This window comes from Treponema vincentii (assembly GCF_010365865.1).
GTDB lineage: Bacteria > Spirochaetota > Spirochaetia > Treponematales > Treponemataceae > Treponema.
In genome coordinates this window covers 1,121,139-1,146,087 of the sequence record NZ_CP048020.1, presented here as the reverse complement: position 1 = coordinate 1,146,087, position 24,949 = coordinate 1,121,139, and the positions used below count along the sequence as shown (strand labels likewise).

General features: G+C 45.3%; 17 protein-coding genes. 6 read left to right on the top strand and 11 right to left on the bottom strand.

Annotated elements, in window-relative coordinates; all coding sequences use genetic code 11:
- Nucleotides 1–164 precede the first annotated feature (164 nt).
- The 5 genes from GWP43_RS05405 to GWP43_RS05385 all read right to left on the bottom strand — a co-directional run bounded on the left by GWP43_RS05405 (nucleotide 165) and on the right by GWP43_RS05385 (nucleotide 7,140).
- A complete protein-coding gene (locus GWP43_RS05405) occupies nucleotides 165–2,297 on the bottom strand; it encodes a methyl-accepting chemotaxis protein (RefSeq protein ID WP_162663301.1) in 2,133 nt (710 codons plus the stop codon).
- Between the two features lie 28 nt (nucleotides 2,298–2,325).
- A complete protein-coding gene (locus GWP43_RS05400; protein WP_230978081.1) occupies nucleotides 2,326–3,570 on the bottom strand; it encodes an ABC transporter substrate-binding protein in 1,245 nt (414 codons plus the stop codon).
- A 217-nt stretch (nucleotides 3,571–3,787) separates the two neighbouring features.
- Entirely contained in the window at nucleotides 3,788–4,063 is a 276-nt protein-coding gene (locus tag GWP43_RS05395) for a cyclic pyranopterin monophosphate synthase MoaC (RefSeq protein WP_230978080.1), read from the bottom strand.
- On the bottom strand, nucleotides 4,044–5,183 hold the full coding sequence (tgt, locus tag GWP43_RS05390; RefSeq protein WP_162663297.1) for a tRNA guanosine(34) transglycosylase Tgt: 1,140 nt from the start codon (nucleotides 5,181–5,183) through the stop codon (nucleotides 4,044–4,046). The genes GWP43_RS05395 and tgt overlap by 20 nt, the downstream gene beginning before the upstream one ends.
- A gap of 1 nt (nucleotide 5,184) precedes the next feature.
- Complete coding sequence (locus GWP43_RS05385; protein ID WP_162663295.1) at nucleotides 5,185–7,140, bottom strand: hypothetical protein; 1,956 nt, start codon at nucleotides 7,138–7,140, stop codon at nucleotides 5,185–5,187.
- A gap of 302 nt (nucleotides 7,141–7,442) precedes the next feature.
- Between GWP43_RS05385 and GWP43_RS05380 the strand changes: the two genes are divergently transcribed.
- Nucleotides 7,443–8,558, top strand: coding sequence for an ABC transporter ATP-binding protein (locus tag GWP43_RS05380; RefSeq protein ID WP_162663293.1), 1,116 nt, complete (start codon nucleotides 7,443–7,445; stop codon nucleotides 8,556–8,558).
- 326 nt (nucleotides 8,559–8,884) lie between these two features.
- Here the strand turns inward: GWP43_RS05380 and metG are convergent, their stop codons facing one another.
- Nucleotides 8,885–11,272, bottom strand: a complete 2,388-nt coding sequence (gene metG, locus GWP43_RS05375) for a methionine--tRNA ligase (RefSeq protein ID WP_162663291.1) — start codon at nucleotides 11,270–11,272, stop codon at nucleotides 8,885–8,887.
- 194 nt (nucleotides 11,273–11,466) lie between these two features.
- Nucleotides 11,467–11,868: a DUF1284 domain-containing protein gene (locus GWP43_RS05370; RefSeq protein WP_162663289.1), complete on the bottom strand. Its 402-nt coding sequence runs from the start codon at nucleotides 11,866–11,868 to the stop codon at nucleotides 11,467–11,469.
- 296 nt (nucleotides 11,869–12,164) lie between these two features.
- Here GWP43_RS05370 and GWP43_RS05365 point away from each other — a divergent pair, with 296 nt between their 5' ends.
- Nucleotides 12,165–13,373 (top strand): acetyl-CoA C-acetyltransferase, encoded by a 1,209-nt coding sequence (locus tag GWP43_RS05365; protein ID WP_162663287.1) that lies wholly within the window; start codon nucleotides 12,165–12,167, stop codon nucleotides 13,371–13,373.
- 120 nt (nucleotides 13,374–13,493) lie between these two features.
- Here the strand turns inward: GWP43_RS05365 and GWP43_RS05360 are convergent, their stop codons facing one another.
- Entirely contained in the window at nucleotides 13,494–14,927 is a 1,434-nt protein-coding gene (locus GWP43_RS05360) for a pallilysin-related adhesin (protein WP_162663285.1), read from the bottom strand.
- Nucleotides 14,928–14,959: 32 nt separating this feature from the next.
- The gene (locus GWP43_RS05355) at nucleotides 14,960–15,622 is read right to left on the bottom strand and encodes a vWA domain-containing protein (RefSeq protein WP_162663283.1); all 663 of its coding nucleotides are present in this window, start codon (nucleotides 15,620–15,622) and stop codon (nucleotides 14,960–14,962) included.
- A 200-nt stretch (nucleotides 15,623–15,822) separates the two neighbouring features.
- On the opposite strand from GWP43_RS05355, the gene cfpA reads away from it, so the two are divergent.
- The 4 genes from cfpA to GWP43_RS05335 all read left to right on the top strand — a co-directional run bounded on the left by cfpA (nucleotide 15,823) and on the right by GWP43_RS05335 (nucleotide 22,626).
- A complete protein-coding gene (gene cfpA, locus GWP43_RS05350; protein WP_162663281.1) occupies nucleotides 15,823–17,877 on the top strand; it encodes a cytoplasmic filament protein CfpA in 2,055 nt (684 codons plus the stop codon).
- Nucleotides 17,878–18,085: 208 nt separating this feature from the next.
- Entirely contained in the window at nucleotides 18,086–19,111 is a 1,026-nt protein-coding gene (locus GWP43_RS05345; RefSeq protein WP_162663279.1) for a hypothetical protein, read from the top strand.
- A 9-nt stretch (nucleotides 19,112–19,120) separates the two neighbouring features.
- Nucleotides 19,121–21,799 carry a putative PEP-binding protein gene (locus tag GWP43_RS05340; protein ID WP_162663277.1) on the top strand — a complete coding sequence of 893 codons (2,679 nt, stop codon included), beginning with the start codon at nucleotides 19,121–19,123 and terminating at the stop codon, nucleotides 21,797–21,799.
- A 62-nt stretch (nucleotides 21,800–21,861) separates the two neighbouring features.
- Nucleotides 21,862–22,626: a TrmH family RNA methyltransferase gene (locus GWP43_RS05335; RefSeq protein WP_162663275.1), complete on the top strand. Its 765-nt coding sequence runs from the start codon at nucleotides 21,862–21,864 to the stop codon at nucleotides 22,624–22,626.
- A 9-nt stretch (nucleotides 22,627–22,635) separates the two neighbouring features.
- Here GWP43_RS05335 and rlmB read toward each other — a convergent pair whose 3' ends face one another.
- Both rlmB and GWP43_RS05325 read right to left on the bottom strand, forming a co-directional pair.
- A complete protein-coding gene (rlmB, locus tag GWP43_RS05330) occupies nucleotides 22,636–23,493 on the bottom strand; it encodes a 23S rRNA (guanosine(2251)-2'-O)-methyltransferase RlmB (protein WP_162663273.1) in 858 nt (285 codons plus the stop codon).
- A 2-nt stretch (nucleotides 23,494–23,495) separates the two neighbouring features.
- Complete coding sequence (locus tag GWP43_RS05325) at nucleotides 23,496–24,902, bottom strand: MBL fold metallo-hydrolase RNA specificity domain-containing protein (protein ID WP_162663271.1); 1,407 nt, start codon at nucleotides 24,900–24,902, stop codon at nucleotides 23,496–23,498.
- Between the last annotated feature and the right edge of the window lie 47 nt (nucleotides 24,903–24,949).

Genomic DNA, 24,949 nt, shown 5'->3' with positions numbered 1-24,949 from the left:
AACGCAAACTTGAGATAAAAAGTACCGGCGCCATTTCAGACGGTACTTTTATCATATCTCCTATAAAAGGTTTTGCAGGATGTTTCAACATCCGAAAAAACCTTTAGTCATGCGCCTTACGCGCATCCGTAAATAATCGAGTTTGCAACGCAAACCTTCTGTGATTATTTCTCTGTTTTAAACTTGCCTACTTCCAAGACAAGACCGTCTATACTTTGCTTATTTTTTACGGCAATTTCAAGAGACTCTTGTGCCGCTTCATTGATCAGCTCCGTCTGAGAAGCGATATTCTCGATATTTTCCCGCAAGATACGCGTTAAATCGTCCAGCCGCTTTGTTGCTGAAACGACCTTCTCACCGTCGGCAAGCATATCGCCGGAACCGCTTTTTACCTCGTTTGTCACGCCGGTAACATCGTTGATAATACCCCAGATGATTTTTCCGTTTTCTTCCTGCTCGTCCATCGCTTGAACCACTCCTTCGATGGAGCCGCTCAAACCTTTTGAGTATCCCGAAATGATATTAAACTTTTCAACGGCACCCGATGCGGAATCCGCAAGCGCTTTGATCTCGGCGGAGAGATTTTTAAGCGTTATGGAAATCTTTTTACCCTGAGCGCTCGATTCTTCGGCAAGTTTTCTTATTTCCGAAGCGACGACGGCAAAGCCTTTCCCCGCCTCTCCCGCATGGGCTGCTTCGATAGCAGCGTTCATTGCAAGCAGGTTCGTTTGACTTGCAATATTTTCTATTACGGCACCCGCTTCAATCAAATCACCCGATGCGTCCGATATCCGTTGCGACACCTCATTCGCTTTAACAAGTGTTTCCCTGCCGTCATTGGTAGCCGCAGAAAGATTCCGGATAGCCTCACGGGTTTCCACGACATTTTCCCCTACGGTGTTGATACTGTGCGACATCTTATCAAAAGAGGTAGAGGATTCGGTAATCATAGCTGCTTGCTGTCCGATACTTTCATCCAACCCCCTTAGCGTTTTGATGATATGTTCGATAGCGGCAGCCGTGCCGGATACGCTTTCTTCCTGTTCGACAAACCGCTTTTTCAGATCTTCAATACCGGCAGTAATATTTGAGACCACTTCGCTGACCGACATCATATTGCTTTCGAGATCAGAACCGACCGATTCCATTTCGCGGGAATCCGCCCCGACTTTTTGAATTGAATTTTTTAGTTTTAAAATCGTCTGATTAAAATACGATGACAATACGCTCGTTTCGTCCTTACCACTTGCAGGAAGCTCAATCGTAAGGTCTCCTTCTCCCTGCGCAATATTTTTCAGTGCTGCTATCACATGATTAATCGGACGGGTAATATTACGCGCAATAAGAACACCTAACGCGATAGCAATAATCAATTGACATAACGCAATGATGATAAATGTCTTAATAAGATTTGTCACGTTCTCCGCCATAAACTCCGAGATGGGAGCTGTTAATAGGAGTGTCCAATCCGCATACCGCATCGAGGCAACGGCAGATATATACTCGACTCCTTTTATTTCGGATACGTTGACCAAAGATTTATGCGAAGCAAGCGCCTGCTTAAGAAATTTTGCAAATGCACTCGTATCGCTTCCGATTATTTCATTGTAGATACTCTTATACAGAATTTCGGGACGGCGGTTGCCTAAAACGGTTCCGGATGAACTCACCAAATACGCAGTGCCCGTTTCGCCGACAATAATATCGCTTATTAAATTTGAAAGTGCATCACCTAAAATCGTCGCATTGATAACGCCGGTAATTTTCCCTTGTAAGTCCCTCATAGGAATTGCCACGATAAAAATATATCTCCGATCGGTAGCGGACTGCGAAGGTTCCGTAATAATATACTTTCCTTTACGTGCCGATTGAAACCAATCGGCGCTTGCGACTTTTTCAACCGTATTATCCGTTCGGTACAACATACCGTCAAGTCCGCTTATACCGAAACTGAGCCAGCCGCGCTGTTTTTGCATTTGTATCTCATTTTTAAATAATTCTATTTTTTCTTGATACGATACGGTGTCGTCTTGAATAAACGGCAGGTTTGAAAACGCTTCCAACTTTCCGAACAAGGCCTGAGAGCGTTCGTCTAAAACTTTTGACGAACTTTTTACGAGTTCTTTTAAGAAGTATTCGGTATTATTCAAAAGCGAAACGGAAGCAAAGTATATCGCAACAATATAAACAATTGTTAAAATGGAGACGGCAAATACGGCAAAGGATGTAATCATCTTATTTCTAATGGAAAAAAAACTCGTTTCTTTTTGCTTATGTGAAACTGTATGTATCATCATATTCCCCTGTAAAGTTTTTAAAGATGTTCTATTCTTTCAACGCAGCGTTGGAATTCTGCACAAAGCGATTCAGTGCAGCTTGAATATCATTCCCCGAGGCGACTTCTTTTAAAAGCGTATTCCAGTATCCGCGCATCTGACCGAAACCGGTAATATTATTGTAATACTGACCAAAGAACCGTTGAAGCACCGAATTATACAGTATTTCGGCATCCTCAGTTTCTATCTGAATTTTAGAGCTTGCAGGAAAACCGCCGGTTGCGTTTATAAGCTTAGGCGCCCATACTTCGTCGGTTGCGGCAAAATGTAGGAATTTCTTTGCGGCCTTTATTTTATTTGCATTGCCGTTGTTAAAGACACAAGCACCGCCCGCCAAAAACTCAAGGAGCGGAGCGTCGGCATTATTCGGAAACGGCATATAGATCGGCGTAAAATCTTTTCCTTTATACCGCCGTTTACCGTCATTCATTTTATTAAGTTGAGGAGAATACAAGATAGTGTGAGCGGCTTTAGCGGAAACGAACATTGCAATCGCATCATTTGAAGTAAGATCCTTTCCGTCGAGCAAGAGCCCCCGTTTCATTGCACGTACCGTCCAGTCTACATTCCGTACCGCTTGGGTGGAATTATAAATGTAACTTGAATAATCTCCATTTAACAGATTTGCATTTCCGTAAAGGTTGACCAAAAAAGCTCTGGTACCTTGGTCGCCACCCATATTTTTATAATAGAAAACGCCCGGGACGGTTCCTGCAGGAAGCTTCTCTTTAAGGGCTGTTAAAAGCCTTTCATACTCCTCAACCGTCCACTGGCGGTCTCTCCGCTTATACGGCAATAAATTGATAAGGCCAAGGTCTTCGAGCATTTCTTTATTAAACGCCATCGAAAAAGCACCTTCATGCATGGGGTACATATAGGTGCGTCTATCCTTACCGGCAGACACCGTTAAAAGCTCGGTAGTAATATACGGTTTTTCAGTTGCGAGCACATCATCCAGCGGTTCAAGCAAGCCCTTTCCAGCCCAACCGATGATGCGACCGGGCGCATCATAGATAATGTCGGGAGCATTGCCTTCCGCTATAGCTTTTTCAATCTTTTCCGCTCCATCGGTAAAACTTATCAATGTAAAATGTACCTTAATAGAAGGATTCTCTTTTTCAAACGCGGCAATTAAACTCTTTTCAAAATCTCCTTCGACGCCGGTTTCGGAGGTAAAATTGGGAAATGTCCAAAATTCAATATCCGCAGCGACATCGGCTTTTTTAGCATTCATACAGCCCATACACAAAACAACAGATAACACAAATGGCACGAACAAACTTCTTTGCAATAAACCGTGAAAAATTTTAATCATTATAACACCTTGGTATTGTATTTTAAAATTACCCCAGCAAGGGATGTTCTTACACAGAAAACTTTAACAAACTCTCTGATCAATCTGAGTATTTTAACATAAGCGGTAAAATATAACAATCGGAAAATGATTCATTTCACGGAAAGTCAATACCGGCGCTCGTAACCTGCAGCGTATGGCAGAGGGGGATAAGCTCCGGCGTCTTTTTTACCGCCATAATTCCGGCAACCCGCGCAATTCCCAGCACATCGCCTTTTTTAACGCTGCCTTCGCGTACCGCAAGAAAGGCCTCCGCATTCATGCTGATAAAGCCGTGCGTAACCGCTATTCTTTTTGTCTCATCCTTACCGGCGACATCCACCATCACGGCTTTACCGGAGGAGTCAAAGTGATTAAGTTGTTTTTTTTCCATAATAGTCTTTCAGGAAGCGGCGGTAGTATTCCGAAAAGCGATCTTCGGTAATTGCTTCCCTGATTTCGGTAACCATTCGATGGAGGAATGCTAAGTTGTGGTAGGTTGCAAGCATTGAATACAGAATCTCCTTACAGCGGAACAGGTGCCGCAGATACGCGCGGCTGTAATTCCGGCATACCTTGCAGGAGCAGCTCGGATCGATCGGGCCGAAATCGTATTCATATTCTTTCTTTTTAATTGAGATGGGACCGGTACGGGTAAACAAGTTTCCGTTCCGTGCATTCCGCGACGGAAGCACGCAGTCAAAAATATCGACACCGTTCTTTACCGCCTCTAAAATATAATCGGGGGTGCCGATGCCCATCACATAGAGCGGTTTATGTTTGGGAACATGCGCGGCGGTAAAGGCTAAAAATTCCTTGTATACCTCCTCAGGTTCGCCGACGGAAAGGCCGCCGATTGCGATACCGTGCGGATCACATTCCATAATCGATTCGATACTTCTGAGGCGGAGATCTTCAAAAAAGCCGCCTTGTATAATCGGGAAAAGGCTTCCCTCGTACCCTTCCGTTTGATCCCATTCCCGCACCGCCCGATGCATCCACGCGGTTGTGAGCGTCAGCGCTTTTTCGGTTTCCTTTTTGGGAATACCGTAGGGGGAACAGATATCGAGCTGCATTTGAATGTCGCTATTAAAGGCGGCCTGCACCTGCACCGCGATTTCGGGGCTTAAAAACTGCCTGCTGCCGTCGATATGGCTCTGAAATGTTACGCCTTCTTCCTTGATTTTCCGCAGCTGAGACAGCGAGAATACCTGAAATCCGCCCGAATCCGTCAAAAAGGTTTTATTCCAACCGGAAAATCCGTGCAGCCCGCCCGCCTGCTTGATAACGTCCATACCCGGCCGCAAAAAGAGGTGATAGGTATTCGCTAAAATGATTTCAAAACCTATTTCGTGTAAATCATCCTTGGTTATACCTTTTACCGTCGCGGCCGTTCCCACCGGCATAAAGGCGGGGGTTTGCACCGTACCGTGAGGCAGGCGTATCACTCCCGTGCGGGCAGCTGAACCTGCATCCTGATGTAAAAGCGTATAGATATTTTTTCGTTCTCTCATATTACAATCCTTTTAAATAGGCCGGCCTGTCCGCGGACGGTAACGCACAATCTTCGAGCAGTGCATCGCTGGAACCGGCGGCAACCGTACTTTCCGCCGATTCGATTGCCCCAATAAAAAAGCTGCCCTTAACCGATATGACTTGTACACTGTCATGTTTATAGAGTACCTGTACGGGAAAAGCGCTCCGCTCCGAAAACTCCGTATCGGATGCGCTTACAGAAGCTTCAAGTGCTCTTTCCATAGCCTTTGCCGCCGCCTCAGCTTCTTCCGATGAAAAAATCGGCAGCCAGTGATAAAACCTCACGTCAAACCAGCCGGTCTGGACAGCGGGAACAATCTCTAAGCCGGAAATACCGTAGACGGAACCTCCGCCCAGCAATTTGATCACCGCTTTTTTATAGCGAATGAGCTCATCATCGACAGCGGGTACGGCATGGACACTCCGCGCAGATTCACAGAGGTTGAAGAACTCCTGAGGCGTGTAATAAATCTTTTTGCGCTCGTAGGCCTCGCGTGTTTTACCGGTTACATACAAATGCACCATCAGACCGTCGTATAAGGCAGCGGCTTTGTTTTTGGTATAAGCGCCGGTTATCGTTTGATCGAGTGTTCCGACGGCGGTATAAAAACCGTGTATTACCGCTTCCGCTGACATACCTGCCGTTTCAGGCGGTTTACGGAGATGAACTACAACCGCTGCCGTTACGGCAATAAGCGCGGCACACAGTACCGCCGCTGCCGCAATTTTACCGGAGTTCTGTCTAACAAAGCGTTTTCGGCTGATGCGTTTCCTCGCTGTTTGAATAAAAGCCTCAAGCGCCGCCCGTTGCGCTGAATCCTCAGCTGCTTGCACTTCCGCCTCTTTGGTTAGCGCCGCTTGCTCCTGCATACCGGCCTTCTGCGTGTCCGGATGCTGCGCCGGTCCTCCATCCGCCTGTATACCGGCGAACAGTGGCAGCGATTCATCGCAATGACTGCAGAGCTGTTCTACAAGCGGCAGCATCGGCGCGGTGCAGCAGTTAGGCATTATATCGCCGTCCGCAGTTTTTTCAAGATCGATACTCTTATGTCCGGCGGCTTCGACACTACCAAGCTGTCCTGTAGTTTTAGTACTCCCCTGCCCCGCAGCTATGGCTAACCCGCCATTGATAAGCCGCGCAAACTGCGGACGCAGCGCCGGACAGCGGAGTTCAACCGGCACATACACGCCGTCCCGTATATTCTGCACAAGCTGTTCCACCGCACCGCTACCGCAAGCCTCATCCCCGTCTACCGCTGCGAATGGGACGGCGGCGCTGTTAAAAGGCGGCGCTCCGGTTATACAGGCATAGCTGAGCGTTGCTAAGAAAAAGGACGCAGCATCGTCAAGCGGCACTCGTTCCGCATCAGGATGTACCCACGGATAATGGAAGCGGAGCGCCGCCGCGGTTTCGGCAGTAACGCAGCGAAGTACTAATCGAGGCGGAAGTACGATAAGGTCTTGAGCGCCACCGTCTATTCCTCCCTCCGCCAGCAAACACAAGGGGGCAGACATAGCTACTCGGAAACAATCTTCACTTACTGCGCCTTGCTTATACGCTGCGATAAGGTAAGAAAAAAGCCGGTATAACTTTCGTAATACAGCCTCTGCACGAAAAAGCGCCTGCGGATCGCAGAATGCACCGGCAGCAGCATCCGTATCGAGACAAGCCAAACCGATAAGCGGTTGCGCTTCCCGCAGCGGCAGCACAATCCCAACCTCTTCCCGTCCTTTTTCCGTATTAAAAAATGTAACGGTCTCGTTAAGATAAAACTCCTGCACCGTCCCGTCAGGCGCAATACGCAAACAGGCGTCGTGAAGATAATCGGTAACAGCCGAATGCGCAAAAGCACGCGGCTCCATCCCCGAAGCAAGACAGCAATACGCCGCTCCGTTTATCTGATGTAGTATTATCGGACTTACACTTTCAAGCATAGGTTCTATTGTATCTTATTACATTTTATTCGGCTATCGGATTTGAAAGAAATTCTTTAAGCATTACTCCCCATATTGCAATATTACATATTAAGTATCTCGCCTGTAAAAACAGCCCCTCCATAGTTCATTCTACGGAAATCACTATTGCTGTGGGTTTTCGTAAGAGATATGAAAGTTAAAAATGATATTTTCTATCGGCGGATATCCTTTTGCTGCCCTGACACCAGATATATTTTTGTTTGACAGATGCGGAATTTGACGATATACTGTCTGTATAGGATAATTTTTAGGAGGCCGTAATGGCAAAAGTTGAATTGAAAGGTATCGGCAAAATTTACGATGGAAATGTCCGTGCAGTAGAAAATGCCAATATCGTTATTGAAGATCAAGAATTTGTTGTATTCGTCGGACCGTCCGGCTGCGGTAAATCGACAACACTCCGCATGATAGCAGGGCTTGAAGAAATCAGTGAAGGTGACCTGTACATAGACGGTGAACGTATGAACGATATTCCACCCAAAGACCGCAACATCGCAATGGTTTTCCAAAACTATGCACTGTATCCGCACATGACTGTCTATGACAATATGGCATTCGGATTGAAGATACGTAAAGTTGATAAACAAGAAATTGAACGCCGCGTGCATGAAGCTGCCCGCATTCTCGACATTGAAAAGCTTCTTGACCGTAAACCTAAGGCTCTTTCGGGCGGGCAGCGTCAGCGTGTTGCGGTAGGACGTGCTATTGTCCGTAACCCAAAAGTATTCTTATTTGACGAACCGCTTTCCAACCTCGATGCAAAGCTCCGCGTCCAAATGCGCGCCGAAATTTCCGACTTGCATAACCGTTTAAAAGCCACAATGATCTACGTTACGCATGATCAGGTTGAAGCGATGACAATGGGAGATAAAATCGTTGTTATGAAAGATGGAAAGGTACAGCAAATTGGCTCTCCGCTCTACCTCTACAATCATCCCGTAAATAAATTCGTAGCAGGATTTATCGGTTCGCCGCCTATGAATTTCTTAAATGTTAAAGTAATAGAAAAAAATGGCAGCATTGCTATCGATGAAGGTACCTTCGTCTTACAACCTACCGAAGATCAGCAAAAACACTTAAAGAAGTATATCGGTAAAAACGTATTCTTCGGTATTCGACCGGAAGATTTACAGCTTGTTGCCGAAAGCGATAACGCTAAAAATAGCATGACACTCAAGATAACCGTTAAAGAACCGCTCGGAGCAGAAACACACCTCTATCTGGCCTCAAAAAACCAGCAGGTCATCGCCCGTACATTCAATACCGTCGAAGCAGGCATCGGAGAATCGCTTCACTTTGTTCCTAATATGGAAAAAGCACGTTTCTTCGATAACGAAACGGAAGCAAATATCTGTGAAGATGTTCAAAAGCAATAAAGAACTGCACAGGCATATTTATCCGGTTTATTGAACAAGGGACCTCTAAAAACTGCAAGCCTATCGGTTTGTTCTAAAAGGAATAATTATCGTATCCGCTAACGTGGATTACGAATCGGTTTTTAGAGGTTTTCCGTAGACGTATTTGAGATGTTCCAATTTAAGGCGTTACAAGATAACGGCTCTAATCTTAAACTTGCGGGGATGTCAAAAAAGTAATCGGATTTTGAGACACCACCGAATATTTTGAAGGTAGAAAGGGGCGAAGGACAGGAAAGACCACTTTCATCCGAAAAAAGTGTCTTTGTCTTTCCCGCCCTTACTGCTTACTGTACCGTCCCGGATTTAACGTGCTTCATTACGAGCGGTTTGCCGTTTACCAACAGCTGTTTTCCGGCGGCGCATACCCGGAAATCTTCTACCGTAAAGGGCACTGCAAAGAACAACTCCGCATCGATGGCTTGAGGTTTCTGTACTGGCGGCGTAGTTGCTTCAGCGCCTTCCAGTGTTACCGGCGTACCGGCAGCCGCACCGGGCATACCAACCAGTTCAACCCGCTCGGTTCCGTCCGCATCGGTATAATGGGACGCTAAGAGCATTCCCTTCGATTCAATTCCGCGCATTTTCCGCGGCTTTAAGTTTTCTGCGAGAATAATATCCGCACCAACCAGCTCTTCCGGCGCAAAATACGGCGCTAAGCCGGACAGGATAACCCGCTCGCCTTCCGAGCCGTCGTCAATGGTTTCCACAAAGAGCTTATCCGCATCGGGATGTTTTTCCACGGAAATGATCTTCGCGGTTTTTAACGAAATATAATCGGTAAACAGCTTTTCGGGAGGAACATCCGCCCATTCCGGCTTGGCTTTCTGCTTCTCGTTTTTGCTTCCCGCACTCTGCTGTTTTTTTCCGCCCTGTTCCCCGCCGGCTTGCTTTCCCGCTGCCTGTTTTCCGGCTTGCGCGGCGCGTTCCTTCTGACTTCCTGCATAGCGTTCGCGATATGCTGCAATCGCATCGTTTTCCAGCGTTTTAAAGATGATTGCAGGCTTTTGTACCCGCTCCAAACCACGCCGCTCTAAGAGATTGTCCCACGCAAGGACATTTTCGGGACGGGGCTGCACGGGATGTTCCCAGTCAAAGATATTGCCCGACCATATCTTAATACCTAAGAACGAAGCAACTGCATCGGCGTATTCCGGCATATACGGGTGCATCAATATCAGCAAATCCTTGATTAAATAGCACAGTTCGAAGAGGAGCGCCTCCGCTTTTTCGGGATCAGCCTCGCGGTTTTTCCACGGCTCTCCGTCTTGGAACGCTTTGTTGGCAACGGAGGAAAGCGCAAACAGCTCGTGGAAGGCATCGCGCAGTTCCGCTTCTTCAAGCAGTGCGGTGATTTTTTCAATGCTGTACTTTGCTGCAGCGCGCAAGCCTTCCGTAACCGCGCGGACATCTTCACGGGCGGAAGCCATCCCATCCCGCTGCGGGATAACGCCGTCATAATAGCGCGACACAAAGGTGAGCGTCCGGTTTATCAGATTACACAGGTTCCCGACCAGCTCGCTGTTTACACGCTCCTGAAAATCCTTCCACGTAAACAGGGCATCGTTCTTTTCAGGGCGGTTATAGAAGATGTAGAAACGCCACATATCCGCCGGAATCCCCGAATCCTTGGCATCGGAGCCAAACACACCGATTCCCTTCGATTTGGAAAACTTGCCGGACTCATAGTTGAGGTACTCGCTGCTTGAAATATGATGGAGCTTTACCCAATCCTTTCCCGACGCAATGAGCGAGCTGGGAAAAATCACCGTATGGAAGGGGATATTGTCTTTTCCGATGAACTGAAACAGCTCGATGTCGTTTTGCTCAAGCCACCAGTTTTTCCAATCGGCTCCGGTTAAATCGGTAAAGCATTTTGTAATTGAGATATACCCGATCGGGGCATCGAACCAAACGTAGAACACCTTATCTTCAAAGCCCGCTTTCGGGACGGGGATGCCCCATTTAAGGTCGCGGGTGATAGCGCGTTCCTGTAAACCGTCGCGCAGCCAGCCTTTGGTCATCTGCACGGCATTGTTGCTCCACTGCCCTTCTACGCTTGCCTTTTGCATCCATGGTTCATACTGCGGCACGATGCCCGGCAAGTCGATGTAGAGGTGCTTGGTACTGCGCGGCTCCGGAGTAGCACCGCAGGTTGAACAGCGGGGAGCTTTCAGCTCGGTCGGTTCCAGCAGCTTGCCGCAGGCTTCACACTGATCGCCACGCGCATCTTCGTAGCCGCAGTGGGGACAGGTACCACGTACATAGCGGTCTGCCAAAAAGCGGTTACAGTGTGCACAGTAGAGCTGTTCTATGGCATGTTCTTTTATAAAACCGTTTTTATCAATATCTTTAAAAAGCCCCTGCACGATTTCGGTCTGCTGAGGTGTGGAGGTGCGTCCGAAGTAATCAAATGCAATATTGAACCAATGATAAATATCGCGGTGGATCGCATGGTAGTAATCGCACAATTCACGCGGCGTTTTCCCTTCTTCGAGGGCTTTTGTTTCGGTCGCCGTACCGTATTCGTCGGTACCGCATACATATAAGCTTGTATATCCGCGGAGTCTGCAAAAACGTGCAAAGACATCGGCGGACAAAACTTGGATTAAATTCCCGAGGTGCGGGATATTATTCACATAAGGGAGAGCTGAAGTTATCAATTTTCGTTTCATATCCGGCTATTATAGTGTTCGGGACAAAATCAGTCAATCTTTTTGAAAATATACGGCGCATCTACGCCAAAAGTGTACATCCTTGTACACTTTTGGCTGCGAGTTTTCGACGTTGCCGAAACATCGCTTCTGATATAACCAGCGGCATCCGTGCCGCTACTGAAATAAATGCTCAACTGGCACGACCTCTTATTTTATTTTGTGAATAAAGAGCGTTTTACATCGACATAGCAGCAGATGCCGGTTTGCTTCCATTCACAGCCGCGGCAAATGCACTCGTATACGGATTCGGTTAATCGGGCTGTAAGTATCTCTTCTATTTCGGTATAAGCATAGGTTTTTCTTTCCAATCCAAGCTGCGATAGGACAGCCTCATCAAAGCCCGTTACTTTTACTTCCGAGCGGCAGTGATTTCCGACTCTTTCGGGACATGGGTCGCAAATGGCATCAACGCCTGTCACTAAGGTAATATAGCAGCCGTTTTTTAACAAATCGATAACACGCTGCATATTTTCGACAAATACAGGAGAATAGCCGTTGCCTTTAAATGCACGAGTACATAACAGATGGTGCGGACGCAGACTGAGTGTTTCCATTGAGAGAATTCCTTACAGTGTGTATTTTAGAAGTTCGTTCTGAATTATTCCGAATTATACCAAAGGAAAAATCGTAATGCAAGAAAATCTCATTTCCAATTATTCTGCAGCCTGATAAAAAACCGCTTGATGCATTTACCCCGATCGCCTAATATAGTCAGATTGTTTTAAGCGTGATATGATAGAAACTGTAGGGGAATCTTGATTAAAGGATATCTCTAAATTACTTCATAGATCGAAGTTTTTAGAAATTTTCTTTAACGTGAACATATTCCCGTATTTCTAGGAGGTCAAAAATGGCTGTATCAAAATCGTACATCATCAGTGCAAAGCGCACTGCTATCGGTAAGTTTCTCGGAGGCCTGTCTACCGTTCCGCCTAAGGACATGGGTTCAACGGTAGTAAAAGCGGTGCTGGAAGAGGCAAAGGTAAAGCCCGACCAAGTTTCGGAGCTTATTTGCGGTAACGTACTCGGCGCCGGACTCGGTCAAAATATCGCCCGAACCATCGCATTGGAAGCCGGCATTCCCGAAACGGTGTGTGCTCACTCAGTCAACATGGTATGCGGATCCGGTTTGCGATCCGTTATGGAAGCAGTGATGTCCATCCAAGCAGGTTTTAACGACATTGTTCTTGCAGGCGGCGTAGAATCGATGTCACTCGCACCGTATCTCGTACCCGCAAATACCCGCAGCGGAAATAAGATGGGAAACTGGCAGGCGGTCGATCACATGATTTATGACGCCTTAACGGATGCCCGTGCAAATATCCACATGGGAATTACGGCTGAAAATATCGCCGCAAAATTTAATATTACCAGAGCGCAGCAGGATGAATTTGCATTCGCCTCCCAGCAAAAAGCGATTGCCGCTATCGATGCAGGTAAATTTAAAAACGAAATCGTTCCGATTACTATCCATTCAAAAAAAGGCGATACTGTTTTCGATACCGACGAATATCCCAATCGTACCACCGACCTCGAAAAACTTGCCAAGCTGAAACCTGCTTTTAAAAGCGACGGTACTGTTACAGCAGGCAATGCATCGGGCATAAATGATGGGGCTTCCTTTGTGCTGGTTGCAAGTGAAGCAGCCGTAAAGAAATATAACCTCAAACCTATTGCGGAAATTATCGGCATCGGGCAAGGCGGTGTCGACCCGCTCGTAATGGGATTAGGTCCCGTTCCGGCAATCCGTAATGCATTAAACTATGCATCGCTGAAACTCTCCGATATGGAACTGATTGAATTGAACGAAGCATTTGCCGCTCAGTCTTTAGGCGTTATCCATGAACTGGTACGCGAGCATGGAGTCGATCGCGATGCACTGTTAAAGCGAACGAACGTCAACGGCGGCGCTATTGCGCTCGGCCATCCGGTTGGTGCTTCGGGTAACCGCATTTTAGTAACTCTTCTCCACGAAATGATCAAAACGGATAAAAAGATCGGACTTGCTTCTTTATGCATCGGAGGGGGGCAAGGAACGGCCGTTATTGTAAAACGATAAAATCAAAAACATCCGCAGCCATAACAGTCAAAGTTAAGTCGCGGTATTCCGCGAGGCAAAGTTTTTTTATACACTTTGCTTCGCGGATATATTTATGTTATGGTATATTTCAACAAAGGTTTATTTAAATATAAGCGGCGAACTTCCAATCGGTATAATGCCGCTCAATGTAACGGAAACTTCTATTAAGCTTAATCGTTTACCGGCATTATCAAGTATAAGATTAAAAAAACGTTCATTATTTTCGGTATCTTTAAGCTGTAAAACAGTATTGCCTTTTATCTGTAAAATCGTATACCATCCCGAATTCTCCGCCGTATCTTGCAAGAACCGATATGAATTATCCGAAAAATATAAAGAATATCCTTCTGCACTTGTCCATATTTTTTCATCTGCAGTCAATATTTTTTTTATATTGTCAAACGTGATACTGCTTTGTACTTCGCGAACAGTATTACTTATTTTTCGGTATGATCCGTCCCAGTTTGATGCTACACCGATTTTTAAACGCGCAATATCATCAATGACTCTTATATGCACTTCGTCAATTCCAAGTAATTCAATACTGATGCGCCGATGAATACTCGAAATAGAAGCATTTTTTGTAGAAAAATAAATACCGAATCTGCGCGGTGTTATAGAATCGATAGTAAAGAGTTCCTGAATATTATTGACAGAAAAAATAATTTCGTTTTCGGACCGGTTAAAAAAGATACTCCGGTTTTGATCTCTTTTTGCACTTGGTTGATACCATAATCCGTCAAGAAATTCTTGAAAAGAATTACTATCCCCCGTTTGAAATTTTTGAAGAAATTGACTTTCAATTTTTTTTCCGGGAATTTTTGTTTCTTTTGTTTGCACAAAAAATTCTTTTTTTGCATTCCATGTATATTGCTTTTCTATTTGGTTAAGTGTATTTGGAGCATCTTTATCGGAATAATATGCAGATACCGTATAATCGGAGATCGAATTATCCTGTTCGTTTTTCAGTATAATTTGACCGTCCGCTTGTATGTCGGCTAAAGAATAGATACTGATTATTTTATCCTCATCTATCCCCAACCTATACATACCGAAAACCTGCATACTGTCGGCATTCATTCCATTATATACTATAACGGGATACGTATATTCTTGTACCATTAATGTATAAACAGAGAGCGTTTTTGCATGTGTTGCTTCCGTTTTTATTTCTACGGCTCTTGTAAAAGTTTGCGCTTCACTATCCTGTAAAAATATGAAAAGATAGATGAATTGATCGGATAATTTTTTGGCTGCAATAATTTTATCTTCCTTATTATCACCATTCAAATCCGCTTGTATATCTTCGACAAGAACCTCATCACTGAGCAGCGTAATACCCGATTGTATATTTTCAGGTATTACTTCCGAACTTGAGACCTCTTGCTGCTGCAATTGCGGCGCAGTAGGAATAATTGTTTGAGCATTCTGTGGTATCACCTGAGTCCGTTGGTGAACGATACGCTGATAAGCCAATATTCCAATAATAACGATGATCACCACAATACAAAGCATATAAAACAATTTCTTCATATTTAAAACGCCTTACTTTAAAATTCCTCGGTTTATTTTTTTTCTTCGGTAATAAGCACTTTATTTTGATCATCGTTACTACGAGGAACTCCCCTATTATCAATAATATTTGTATAGAGATCTTTTGTCGTTTTAACGACCTTATCCTGAATATCCATATCGAGTGTTATTTCGTACCAATTATCGTGTTTGATAATGCGCGCTTCTGCAAGATACGGACTTTTAAACGATTCCTGTTTTCCACGGTATTTTGATGTCCACGGAGCATCTTGTTCAAGATCCGTTACTAATAATAAAATTTTATACCGATTATTTTTTCCTCGTTTATTCAAAGAATCTTGAATTGCATCAAGAGCACGCCCGATATCGGTAAACGCACCGTTGGGGGTAATATTGTCGATTGTTTTTATCAATGAATTACGATCGTTTTCATTCTTAATAACTAATGTTTGCAGCTCATACGGTTTTTCATAAAATTCCCAGATAGTAACCCAATCATCAGGTATTAACATTTCGGTAACGAGCGTATCGCGTACCCATTTATGCAAACTGTCGAATTTCCCGGGCTCATTCATTGATTGTGATTTATCAATCATCAAAAAAACATCAACGGGAATAGTTCTTTCGCCGGCAAATGCTGTAAAAGAAATAATAAAAAAAGAAATGATAAAGAGAATGGATTTGATTTTCAACATAATAACTCCCTTAATTACAGATATTGTATAACAAACTTCCAAAAACAGACCGTGTTTTTAGATATAATTCATAATATTATAAAAAAAAGAAAGTAAAAAGGGGGCAAGTGGCTTTACATTTTGCAAAATAGCCTTATAATAAAAACCGTATTGATATATCCGTTACGGATATAAATCTACTGCAATAAGGAGACAGTAAGATGGCAAGTTTAGATTTACCTCAAAGTCCAAATGTATTCCATCCCGAAAAGCCCAGTGCTGTCGGTTCAAGGAATTCGTTGGCGCAGGATTATCGCGATCAGCAAAAAGAAGTGAATCAGCTGATCGAAGAAGAGACCAATAAAGTATTGCACCACTTATCAACGAAATTACCCAAAGATGTTCTGGAAAGATTGGATGTAATGGGTGGTTTAAAAGAAAAGTTGTACAACTACTTTAACCAGAACTATCAGAATATGTTCAATCGCTATATGGTAACCGCAGAAGACGAAATGCTCAAAAAAGTCCGTGGATTTATCGATAGGGAAGAAATGAAAGTTCTGAACCGCTACACTCCGAAAGAGATTGCAACTCTGCTGGATGAAGTCGGCGGTGCCGATAAGTTCAATACCGGTGAAATCGAAAAATCGATCGTTAATATGTACGGACACCTGCAAGGACACGTACAGCGCGGAATCAATGATCTCGAAACGTTGACCAATTCACTTCTGCGCCAGAAAACCGACGTCGGTGCTTTTGTTCGCGGTGAGAACGCTTACTCGATTGTAAAGTGTGCGTTCAAAGACAACATCGTTAAGCCCAAAACGGTAACGGATGTAAAACTTTCAGTCAATATCCTCGACACCGAACTTATCAGCCCTATTTTCCAATATCAGGCAACGGTTGAATACTTAATCAAAGATTTGCTCTCCAACCATCTGATGAACCTTATCGATAAAGAAATCGAAGTATTAAAAGATGAGCTTATCGATGAAGGCAAAGAAGAAATGACCGACAGCGAAATCATCTTCAAGAAGATGGGAAAAGTTCTCGATGTTACCGATGATGACGTTGAAAACCCCGAAAGCAAACGCTATTCGGTAGTTTCAAAGGAATTGATGGAACGCATTGCAAACTTAAGAGCGGAAATCGATCCGGAGACCTTCGATCAACTCAATATCCGTGAGAATATCAAGCACATCATCGATATCGAAAACATCCGTAACCGCGGCTTCAATACGGCAATCAACTCGTTAACTTCAATTCTCGATACCTCTAAAATGGGGTACCAGTACATTGAAAACTTAAAAAATGCTCGCGAGCTGCTGTTGCGCGAATATGACGATACGAACGTTGCAAACCTTCCTGATGAACGCTACCAGATTCGTTTACGCTACTACGACAATGCCCAGCTGCTTGAAGAGCGCAAAGCGTATGAGGTCATGATCCGTTCATTCGAAACTGAAGTCGAGCACCTATGGGACGTATTACAGACCCAATATGACAAATCGAAGTTCATGGTACGTATCACCGATTTCGGCGATTTGGCAAAAATCTACGAAAAGCACATCCAGAAAAAATACAAAATTCCGAAGGGTGAACCCGCCTACAAGGATATCGCAAAAGTCTGGGACGAAATTTCGTTTGTCAATGCAGCCGAAACGGAAGTTGAAAAAATGAACCGCACGTTTGTCTACGAAAAAGACAAGATGCGCAAGAAGCTTGTAATCATGCGTGAACGGCTCAAGAAAATGTACGACTATCAGTACCCTGTTGAACGCCGTGTTATGGAAGAACGGCTCGCCTTCCTCGAGGCTGAATTCAACAAGTTCGACTACCTCATCAACCCGTTCCATATGCAGCCGGGTCTCTTGCTGGATGTAGACATCACTTCCATCAAACGCAAGAAGGCAACCCTTGACGGTATGGCAAACGTCTTAAACGAATTCCTCCATGGCGTTTCCAAAGGCTTTATGGATCAGGCATTTGCTTCATTCAGCCGCCGCCGCTCAACGGTTCGTGCGGATATTGCACAGACATTCAGCTCAGGCGGAGATGATGAACCTGCTGCGATAACCCCGAATGGACGCGCCCAATTTATGGATGCACTGAACAATACTCCGAGTTTGGAAGCGCCTGCCGCAGAAACCGTTAGCAGAACACCGGCCGCAACTCGCAGCCGCAGAGGGGCATCCAAAACAAAGAAAGCGGGTGCTGTTGATAGTACGGCAAGTAAAGGACGCCGGGGACGCAAATCCGGTGTAAGAACTCTGTAAAGCTTACCGTATGGCAATAAGTTAAGATTATAGTATAAAAGGCCCCTGAAACACCCGTTTCGGAGGGCTTTTATGCATAGGGGGGAACTTGGATTCCGCGTCGTTTAAATACCTCTCAAGGAATTGTTTCCCGCAAGTCTAAAAGTAAATGCAAGGAAAGTTTTTGATAATACTTCTAAATCATCCTTGCTACGCAAAGGAGAAGTGAATGCTCGATTCATTAGGATTTTATGTACCGCTTGCTACAAAGCAGGGTTTTAATGCCTCTGTAACACATATTCAGAATGCCTTATCGCTTCTGGATGCCAGCAATGTTAAAAAAAATATTGCCGATGAAATTGGTATATTACTTGAAAACAAAGAATTAATAAATGAAGAAATTCCGGCGTTTTTATCTGTTATACTACTCGATATGTGGGGATATAAGTCGATATCTAAAAACATTCGAGAAATCACTACAACACCTACAACTATCATCACAGAAATGGCAAAATGGAAAGGCGTTGATGTTGTAATCGGTTACCATCACCCTGACTTAGGCTTTTTGGTGATAAACCCTAAGAATCCGGCAAATGTTTCCCTCTTTGAAATGTTGAAAAAAAATGAGCTCTTAAATATTTACGTCGGGAAGCAAGATAAAGGTAGAATAGAAGATTCTGTTGCAGAAATGGTATTTAATGCATTTTTTGATCTTTTAAGCGGTATAAAGCCGTCAGTCCCTACAAAACTTCTGAACGGTCCGTTCGTATTCACTGCACCTAAAGCAAAAAAACAGCAGGCAAAAGGGCAAAAACGAAAAACGGTAAAAGATTCGGCGACTGCAAAAGTAAAGTCTACGACAAAAAACATTGCACAGGCAAAACAAGCGGCAGCCTCCGCTCAAATACAAGTACCATCAGGAAAAACCAGAATTTCTCAACAAATTTCGGTTGTTGTTACCAACGAGCTGTTTCATAACGGGAACGTTGAAGCATGGAAGCGAATTATCCGTAGCTACAATGCACGCTATCCGCATAATAGAGTTATCGTATTCTATGATGGCGAACAGATTGTCGATATCAATACGCTGTTTAAGTGGGGAAAAGTAAAACACGGCAGTAGTATCCAATTTGCCGTTTCAGGCGAAGAGATTAAAGACTTGTCAAAATTGTCAAAATATTTTGCAGAAGGCGCAAGTCCGCGTTTTGAAGCATTTTTGCGCGGTTCACCCAGTACCGTTCTTAACCTTTTCTAGGAGTCTATTATGAATATGTCTAAATCGATCCATTTTTTCAGTAATAAAGAAACACTTAAAAGTAATATTGACAAAACGCTCCTCGGTATTCGCGGGCGCCAACTGAATGAATTTTCGGAACTCGGATTACCTATCGTACCGGGTCTTGTCATGGATGCAACTATTACACAAACCTTGCAACAGGCAAATGTGCTATCGCCACTGCGGCCGTTCTTAAAGAAAATGGGCGAAGCGGTTAAAAAAGAATTCGGTGATCCGGAAAATCCTCTTTTATTAAAGCTCGTTATTTCGCCCAACCTTGTTATCGCCAACTATCCGACGCTCCATAACTTCGGGTTGGCAAAAACAACCATCGGCGGCTTTGAAAAGAAAGTCGGAACAGATTTTGCAAGTCACGAAGTTCTGTTCTTATTGCGCGGTATCTTTTCAATTTTATTTAAGATTGCAGAGTTACAGGAAGACAACGCAAAACAGCACCTCTATAAAGAACAGCTGGAAAAAATTGAAAGTGAACTGAAGAAAGAAAAACGAAACGAATCCGGTACTACCGTTATGGATAAGTACCAACCGTATCTGCCGCAAGAATTTTTTAGCACCGCAGAAGTACAGCTCAATCAAACCATCCAGCTCATCAGCACCCTGCTCAGTCTTGAACCTGATAATGAAAATGATGTCGCATTATTGATTCAGCCCTTAGTATACGGTAACTATGACAAGGAATCCTTTTCCGGCAGATTCTTCAGCCGCAATATCGTTACCGGTGAAAAGAAATTACAGGGTATGTTCTTCCAAGAAAAATTTGATGAAGTGGATGCCCTCGGAAAAGATATTAACGACATAAAGCCGGTATACCTTGAGCAATTGGAAGCTATTGCATGGCGGTTGGAAGATCATAGTAAAGATGTCCGCGAAATCCGGTTTACGATTGAAGCAGGAAAACTATGGCTTATCGAGCAAAAATCCGTTGAAGCAAAAAGCACGATTGCATTGGTACACTTCCTCCTCGATTTATACAATCGAAAAATCGTTGATGCTGAATATGTCGTAAAAAATGTCAAGCCCGGACAGTTAAATGAAATACTGCATCCTGTTATCAATATGACGAGCGTCAAAAATCTCCAGCATTCAAAGGGCGGTATCGCAGGCGCGCCGGGTGCGGCAGTCGGCCGTGTATACTTTAGTGCTGACGCACTGATTGAAGCCCAGCATATTGCACGTTTGCAAAGTGCCGACACCCGCTGTATTCTCTGCGTACCGGCAAGTTATGCAGGCGATGTAAAGGCGATTGAAGTTTCTACCGGCGTTTTATCGAATGAAGGCGGCTATTCGGCACATGCCTCCGTTGTTTCACGTCAGTATGGGAAAATCTCGTTGGTACGCCCCGACATGAAAATTATGGCGAATAAAGCTATCATCAACGGTATTACCATTAAGGAAGGGGATTACATCACCTTGCAAGTACCCTACTACGGCGAATCGACCGTATACTTCGGAGCGGCAGAACTGATCGAACCTGATCCCAAAACCTCCGGCTTGCTTGACTTTATCGATCTTACCCGTTCGTTTATCCAAGACTTCCATGTCCGTGCCAATGCCGACAGTCCCCGCGATGCTGCCTTAGCAGTCAGCTTTGGCGCTGAAGGTATCGGGCTGTGCCGTACCGAACACATGTTCTTTGAAACAAAACGTATCAATCCCTTTAGAGAGATGATCCTTTCCGAAACAACGGAAGAGCGTATTAAAGTTTTAAACAAGCTCCAAAAAGTCCAAATGGAAGACTTTTACGGTATCTTTAAGACTATGGCAGGACGTGAAGTTACCATCCGCCTGTTAGATGCGCCGTTACACGAATTCTTACCGCATAATGATACGGAACTGAACGAATTTATCGAACATCTTAAAAAAGAGACCAAAAAGACCGTTACTAAAAAAGCATTGTTGGAAAAAATCGAACTTTGTGCGGAAGTAAACCCCATGCTGGGACACCGAGGCTGCCGTATCGCAATCTCGTATCCTGAAATTTACGCAATGCAAATCCGCGCTATCTTTGAAGCAGCCTACAAACTGCAAAAAGAAGGCGTTGAAACGCACGTTGAAATCATGGTTCCGATTGTCATGAACTTCCGTGAGCTCAAGCAAATTGCATACGGAAAGAAGATCGAAGGACATGCCTACCTCGGTATCCGTACGATTGAACAGGAAATGCGTGCACAGTTCAAAGCAAAACCGATAGACTTCAAAATCGGCACGATGATTGAATTGCCCGTTGCGGCCTTATCTGCAGGAGAAATTGCCCGCTATGCGGAATTCTTCTCGTTCGGAACCAATGACCTTACGCAAACGACGCTCGGACTTTCCCGCGATGACTTTAACAGCTTTATGCCGGATTACACGTTGTATGACTTAATCGACGGCAATCCTTTTGCGATTTTGGATCCGGGTGTGCGGGAACTTATCAGTATCGCAATTGAACGCGGCAAGCTCACCCGCCCCGACATTAAACTCGGACTCTGCGGAGAACAAGGCGCACGCCCCGAAAACATCCCCTTCTGTATGAAGGCAGGTTTGAACTATGTTTCCTGTTCGTCTTATTCGGTGCCGATCGCACTTTTGTCGATTGCACAGGCAGAATTGGAAAAGGCGGAAAACGAAGGGCGTAAGCTCACGCGTAAAGCAGTTTCAAGGTAAAAAAAGAGGTATAACAAGGCAGCCGTATCTATTTTTGCGGTTGCCTTGCCGTAACGTGCACTATGAGTGAATTATATCAAAAAGAATTGGCGGTGTGCGGTTTTGAAGCGGTAAAAGCGCTCGCCGCCGAACATCCTGAAAAAATTTCAAGACTTTTTTTTGCCGGAAGCAGGGCAAAAACATTCGGCAGCCTTTGCAAATATCTTGCACAGCGGAAACGGCTCTACCGGCTCGTGCAGTCGGATGCGGAATTGGAAAAACTCTGCGGCTCCGTTCACCACCAAGGAGTGGTTGCGATGATTGCAGAACCCCAGATTGCTGCCGTAACACCGGAACAGATGAAACGGTGGGAAACCGAAAAAGCCGCAGTGTTGCTGTGCGACCGTGTCGGTAATGCAAATAACCTCGGCGCAGTTATCCGCAGCGCAGCCTTTTTCGGCATAGAGCATATCGTGATAAGCGGAGAGGATGCACAAGCGCAGCTGACACCGAGCGCCTACCGGATTGCACAAGGGGGTATGGAATTTATCACCTTGTATACCACTCCTTCCGCCGAACATTTTTTAAAGATGAGCAGCGGATATTTGGTACGGATAGGGGCGGATCATCGGGCATACCGCAGTCTAAAAGATATTCCGTCAGTGGTACAGCCGGAAGAAGCGGTCGTTATAGTCTTAGGAAATGAAGAACACGGCATTTCTGCCGAAGCGAAAAAACTCTGTGATGTGCTGGTTAAAATCAACGGCAGCGGAGCAATCGAAAGCCTGAACGTAGCGCAAGCTGCTACCCTCTTCTGTTCCGCACTTGCCGAACTCCGGCGGGAATAGGACACTCCCCTACCCGTTTTGCTGCCGGCGTACCTCGTACATCAAAATACCGGCGGCGACCGAGACATTCAAACTGTCCAGTTTGCCGGAGGTGGGGATTGCCGTAAAAGAATCGCAGGAGGCTTTTAACAAGCGGCTGATGCCCGACCCTTCACTGCCCATAATAAGCACGGTTTTGTCGGGGAACTTGGTGTGCGGCAGCAGGTCGCCTTGGGCGTCGGCGCCGAATACCCAGAAGCCGTTGCGTTTAAGTTCTTCCACCGTCCGCACCAAATTCGCCGTGTATAAAAGCGGCACCCACGCCGCCGCCCCCGCACTGATTTTACTGACGGTCTGAAAGTCTCCGGCAGATCTCCGTTCGGGCAGCACAACGGCATCCACAGCGAATTGATCAGCGCTGCGGATAATCGCGCCGGTATTGTGAGGGTCGGTGATTGAATCAAGGACGACCACAAAGGCTTTTTCGCGGGAAGCCAGCGCAGCGAGCAGCGCATCGGCAGAAAGCTTCGGCGCTTGATCCTGCGGACGTTCATCGATTAGGATAATCCCGCGGTGATTTTGCAGATATTCCGGCAGGGATGCCGTCAATTTGTCAAGCTCGGCGTCAGTCCGCTGCTCTATCGTTACGGAAAGTTTTTCCGCCTGCGCAAGGATCTTTTTTACGCGCGGCCCCTGCTTGGCATAAAGGATCTTGAGCCGCAATCCGGATGCCTTTCCGCCGGAGGCAGCCTTTCCGCCGCCAATCTTTTTCCCCGCATCGGAATTCTTTGTTGCGGAGCTTTTTGTTTCCGAATTTTTTTTCTCCAACTGCGCTTCCACCGAGCGCAGTAATTCTTCTATCGCATGAAAACCGGTAATAATCTGCATCGCTATAACTCTATCACATCGCCGTACCGCATAATATGCGATTCATAGCGATGCTCCTGTAAATATGCTTGAAAAAAACTCTGTGCGTCCGGTTCACCGTGAACCATCAGCAGCTTTTTCAAGCTTCCGGTGTCGAGACTGTCAAGCCATTCGACCATTTCGACATAATCGGCATGGGCGCTGAACGCATTAATCTGAAGAATTTCAGCGCGGACTTGATGCCATTCTCCGAATATCTTTACCTCCGGTTCACGGTTCATCAGCCGTCTGCCGAGCGTATTTTCCGCCATATAGCCGACCAGCATAATTTTTGTCGAAGGCTTTGAAATATTATTTGCAAGATGGTGCGTAATGCGGCCGAATTCACACATACCGTCCGCACTGATAATAACCATCGGCTCTTCCATCGCGTTCAGCGCCTTCGATTCATCGACACTCGTAATAAACTTGAGCGCGTTAAAACCGAACGGGTTTTTGTGATGTTTAACAAAGGCTTCCTGTGTTTCTTGGTCAAAGCATTCGGGATGCACCTGAAAGATGGTCGTTGCGTTCACCGCCATCGGTGAATCGACATAGATGGGAATTTGCGGAATCCGTTTTTGATCCGTCAGCAGATGGAAATAATAGATGAGTTCCTGCGTCCGCTCAACGGCAAAGGCGGGGATGATAATTTTACCGCGCATCTTTACCGCATCGTTAACCGCATGTTCCAGCATCTCCATCGCATTGTGAATATCCTCATGCCGGCGGTTTCCATACGTACTTTCTATCATAATATAATCGGCAGCAGGGATAATATCAGGGTCGCGGATAATCGATTTATTCTTTCTGCCGAGGTCTCCGGTAAAGGCAATTTTTACAGTCTTATCGGTAGAATCTTTTGCCGTAATAAACGCGATTGCGGAACCGAGAATATGCCCCGCATCATAAAATTCAAGCTGAACATTCGGGCCGATCCACACGGGACGATGATACGAAACCGTTACAAATTGATTGATGGTTTGTACGGCATCTTCTTCGGTAAAAAGCGGCTTCCAGTCGAATTTTTCGTGTTTTTTGATTGCCTGTTTTTGGAGATATTCGGCATCCCGCGCCTGTATTCGGGCGGAATCCATCAGCACGAGGTTGGCGATATCCCGTGACGCGGGCGTCGCATAGATATTGCCGGTAAACCCGTGTATACCCAACAGCGGCAACAGCCCGCAGTGATCATAGTGCCCGTGGGTAAGAACAACGGCGGTTAATTTATCGGCGGGAACATTAAAATCGCGGTTCTTTTTATCGGCTTCCGCCCGTTTCCCTTGAAAAGCCCCGCAGTCAAAAAGATACAAATACCCATCGACATCGAGAATATGCTTTGAACCGGTTACTTCCTCTGCGGCTCCCAGAGAATACACGTTGATGCTCATAAAAAAATGATACAGGGATTTTTTGAAAATGTCAATTTTTAAAAAAT

What these genes read in the sequence shown, in the direction of transcription:
- GWP43_RS05405 (WP_162663301.1), bottom strand. Translation starts at nt 2,297, where the DNA reads ATGATGATACATACAGTTTCACATAAGCAAAAAGAAACGAGTTTTTTT.
- GWP43_RS05400 (WP_230978081.1), bottom strand. Translation starts at nt 3,570, where the DNA reads ATGAATGCTAAAAAAGCCGATGTCGCTGCGGATATTGAATTTTGGACA.
- GWP43_RS05395 (WP_230978080.1), bottom strand. Translation starts at nt 4,063, where the DNA reads ATGGAAAAAAAACAACTTAATCACTTTGACTCCTCCGGTAAAGCCGTG.
- tgt (WP_162663297.1), bottom strand. Translation starts at nt 5,183, where the DNA reads ATGAGAGAACGAAAAAATATCTATACGCTTTTACATCAGGATGCAGGT.
- GWP43_RS05385 (WP_162663295.1), bottom strand. Translation starts at nt 7,140, where the DNA reads ATGCTTGAAAGTGTAAGTCCGATAATACTACATCAGATAAACGGAGCG.
- GWP43_RS05380 (WP_162663293.1), top strand. Translation starts at nt 7,443, where the DNA reads ATGGCAAAAGTTGAATTGAAAGGTATCGGCAAAATTTACGATGGAAAT.
- metG (WP_162663291.1), bottom strand. Translation starts at nt 11,272, where the DNA reads ATGAAACGAAAATTGATAACTTCAGCTCTCCCTTATGTGAATAATATC.
- GWP43_RS05370 (WP_162663289.1), bottom strand. Translation starts at nt 11,868, where the DNA reads ATGGAAACACTCAGTCTGCGTCCGCACCATCTGTTATGTACTCGTGCA.
- GWP43_RS05365 (WP_162663287.1), top strand. Translation starts at nt 12,165, where the DNA reads ATGGCTGTATCAAAATCGTACATCATCAGTGCAAAGCGCACTGCTATC.
- GWP43_RS05360 (WP_162663285.1), bottom strand. Translation starts at nt 14,927, where the DNA reads ATGAAGAAATTGTTTTATATGCTTTGTATTGTGGTGATCATCGTTATT.
- GWP43_RS05355 (WP_162663283.1), bottom strand. Translation starts at nt 15,622, where the DNA reads ATGTTGAAAATCAAATCCATTCTCTTTATCATTTCTTTTTTTATTATT.
- cfpA (WP_162663281.1), top strand. Translation starts at nt 15,823, where the DNA reads ATGGCAAGTTTAGATTTACCTCAAAGTCCAAATGTATTCCATCCCGAA.
- GWP43_RS05345 (WP_162663279.1), top strand. Translation starts at nt 18,086, where the DNA reads ATGCTCGATTCATTAGGATTTTATGTACCGCTTGCTACAAAGCAGGGT.
- GWP43_RS05340 (WP_162663277.1), top strand. Translation starts at nt 19,121, where the DNA reads ATGAATATGTCTAAATCGATCCATTTTTTCAGTAATAAAGAAACACTT.
- GWP43_RS05335 (WP_162663275.1), top strand. Translation starts at nt 21,862, where the DNA reads ATGAGTGAATTATATCAAAAAGAATTGGCGGTGTGCGGTTTTGAAGCG.
- rlmB (WP_162663273.1), bottom strand. Translation starts at nt 23,493, where the DNA reads ATGCAGATTATTACCGGTTTTCATGCGATAGAAGAATTACTGCGCTCG.
- GWP43_RS05325 (WP_162663271.1), bottom strand. Translation starts at nt 24,902, where the DNA reads ATGAGCATCAACGTGTATTCTCTGGGAGCCGCAGAGGAAGTAACCGGT.